The 3,377-nt window shown below is 65.3% G+C and carries 1 protein-coding gene; it reads left to right on the forward strand.

Features of this window, described 5'->3' with window-relative positions; genetic code table 11:
• The first annotated feature begins 271 nt into the window (after positions 1-271).
• On the forward strand, positions 272-3,220 hold the full coding sequence (locus PLZ73_12670; protein HOO78727.1) for a carboxypeptidase regulatory-like domain-containing protein: 2,949 nt from the start codon (positions 272-274) through the stop codon (positions 3,218-3,220).
• Positions 3,221-3,377: the final 157 nt, after the last annotated feature.

The following is a 3,377-nucleotide window of genomic DNA, read 5'->3' on the forward strand; positions in this document are numbered from 1 at the left end:
CGAGGTGGGGGCCTCTATGCTCCATGCTCTATGCCCTATGCTTTTCACAGGTGCAAAAATCTCCAGAGGGCGTGGTGGGGGCTTCTATGCTCTATGCTCTATGCCCTATGCTTCTCACAGGTGCAAAAATCTCCAGGGGCCGCGGCGGGGGGCTGCTGCCCCCTCGCATTCACTCCTTCACGACGGGCGATTTCGGTTCTATAATTCAGTGGAACGCCAGTAACGCTGACCGGCTGCCGGAATGTCAAGGCGGATCGGGGAGGAGGTCGTAATGAAGAAGTCTTTCCTTTACGCACTCATCTGGATGCTCGCCGGCGCGGCGGTCGCGGTTGGGGCCGATCCGGAACCCGGAGTGGACCCGGCGTCCCCACCGGCCGAGGCTCCCGTTCCCGGGGTGCTCCGCGTCAAGGTCCTCTCCGACCTGGGCAAGCCGGTTGCAAACGCCCGGGCGACGGTTTACGCAACGCGGGACGCCCGGGGAGAACAACTGTCGCCGTGCGGCGGCGGGTTCGAGGCGATCGAACTCGAACCGGTCTCGGGCACGGAGTTCGAGAAGGCCCTGGCGCCCAACGTCTACCGGGTGGAGGTTTCCGCCCCGGGCCGGGTCGGGCGGGTGGAGAAGGAAGTCGAGCTGAAGCCCGGGGAAACCCGGGAACTGGAGGTCGAACTGGAGCCCGGGGATCGGATCCCCGGCCGGGTGGAGGTCGAAGCGGGCGTCCCCCTGGAGGGGGCCAGGGTTTCCTACAGTGCGACCGGGATGGATTCCGCGCCCTACCTCTATTCCGTGGAGCGGGCGGCCGTCACCGACGCGGACGGACGCTTCGAACTGAGCGGCATGCCGGCGGGGGTGTACCTGGTATCGGCCTCCGCGGACGGCTATATCAAGAACAGCCGGCTGGAGACGCCCACCGGGACGGACAACCTCCGAATCGTTCTCCGACAAGGGAGCGTCATCAAAGGGCGGTTGGCGGGGGATCTCGAAGGGCTGCCCTTGGCCGTTTCCCTGTCGTTCAAAAACGGCCGCAGCTCCACCAGCCGCGATGTCGTCCTCGGGCCCGAAAGTACGTTCACGGTTTCGGACCTGGAGAAAGGGAACTACAACGTCCGGGTCAAGGAAAAGGAATACGTTTCCGACTGGGCCGTCGACGTTCCGGCCGTCGCCCCGGAGGAAGCCCGACCCATCGTTTTGACCGTCCGGCGGGGGGCCTCCGTTTCCGGCCGGGTGCTGGACGCGGTGACGAAAATACCCTTGTCCGGGACGATGGTGTATCTCTCTCCCGTCTCGGGCGCGGGAGAGGAAATCGATATGACCGGGGAGGGCGGGGAATACGAGTTCCAGGGGGTGGCGGCGGGTGATTATCGGCTGAAGGTCCGCAGCTGGTACGATTCCTTCGGAGCCGAACGGGAACAGGAAGGGAAAGAGATCGGCCTGGCGTCCGGGGAGGAGTTGGACGGGGTCACCCTGGAAGTCGCGTCCGGCCGCTGGGCTACCCTGAAGGGCCTGACGGTGGACGAAGCCGGCCGCCCGGTGGCCGGGGCGGAGATCGATGTCTATTGCCGTCCGGCGGGGCAGAAAGGTTTCCACTCCAATTTCAGATACGACCCCGTCTCCGACGAAACCGGCGCTTTCGCCGTCGAGATATTCGTTCCGGCCGAAGCCGAGATCAAGCTGATAGCCGAGAAGGACGGGTACGCCGACAGCCCCGAGGAACCGGTCGCCCTGGGGGCGGACCGGACCGTCGCCGAAGGGATCGTCCTGCAGCTGAACTCGGGGAAGGATCTGACCGTGGAGGTGGAGGACGAGGAAGGGCGAGCGCTGGTCGGGGCCGTGGTCACCCTCGAACCCGACTGGTCGTCCCGTTCCGGGCGGATCTTCCGCTATTCCAGCCAGAAGAAACTTTCCGACAGCCGGGGCCGCTGCTTCTTCCGGCACCTGGCTCCGGGCGAGTTCGTTGTCCGGGCGGCCAAGGACGGGTACGGTCCGGCCGCGGAAGAGTTCACGATCCCGGCCGGCGGGGAAGCCGAGCGCGCCACGGTCGTCCTCGCCCCCGGCCGGGATCTGCGGGTAACGGTCAAAAATACCCGGGGAAAGGCCGTGGAGGGGGCCAAAATCTACTTCCAGGACACCACCCCCGGTTCGCCGCGCGCCTCCTTCCCGTCCCGCGGGGAGGGCCGGACGGATTCCCGGGGAGTGGTCGTCCTGAGCGATCTCCCCGCCCGTTCCGGCCGGCTTATGGTCGAGGCCGAGGGCTATACCCGTCCCAGAGGCCAAGCCGTCGCGGACGACCAGGTCGAAGTCGAAGTGGTTTTGAACGACGCCGGCTCCCTCAGCGGGCGTTTCCTGTCGGCCGCCGGACAGCCGATGTCCGACGTCCGCATCCGTACCCGGAAACGGAAGAAGGGACCCTTCGATTTCGAAACGAACATCGGGTTGGGGATGCATAAGTTCGAGCTGGGGGACGGCACGTTCCGCTTCACGGGGATCGCTCCCGGGGAATACGACGTCACCGTCATCTCCCCCGGCATGGCGGTCGCGACGATCTCCGGAGTTACGGTGGCCCCGGGCCGGGAAACCGATCTGGGCGAGATCGAGCTTCGCCCCGAGGGGACCATCGCCGGATCGGTGGCCGACCGCTCGACCGGGGACCCCCTGGAAAAGTTCTCGGTGCAGGTGAAGGGTTGGAGGATAGCGGACAGCTTCAGCCAATTGGACCGCGCCGCCGGCGGAGTTTATACCGTGAAGGGGCTGGACGCGGGAGACTACACCCTGATCGTGAGCGCTTCCGAGTACCGGCGGAAAGAGATTACCGGGATCATGCTCTCCGCCGGGGAGCACAAGGAACTGCCCCGGGTCGAACTGGAACCCCTGACCCCGGAAGAGCAAGCCGAGCGCGATCGGCAGCGCCACGTCCTTCCCTCGCTGGGGGTGAGGATCGGGGAGACGGGCGTGGAGGATCGGCCGGGCCTGATGCCCATCGCGGAAGTACTGCCCGGTTCTACGGCGGAAGCCGGGGGGCTGAGGGCCGGCGACGCGATCAAAAAAGTCAACGGGAAATCCCTGGAAGACGATCTCGGCGGTTTCCTGACAGGGTTGATGAGTCCGCCGGGAACCAGGTTGAAGCTGACGGTGGTCCGCGCGGGCACGGGGGAGGAAGAGGAGATCGAGGTCGAACTGGGAGAGTGGGACCTCGAGGAGTACATCAGGAAGATGACGGAATGATCGGGGGGAAACCCTGAACCCCGAACCCTCTTTTCCCTCTGCTCCATGCTCTATGCCCTCTGCTTTCCCTACCAGGAAGGGGAGAGGGATAGCCACAAAAGGCACAAGAGGCACAAGGGGATTTTGACGGTTTGATGACGGGCTGAAAATGCCCAGC

Source organism: bacterium, assembly GCA_035380285.1.
Lineage (GTDB): Bacteria > Auribacterota > Erginobacteria > Erginobacterales > DAOSXE01 > DAOSXE01.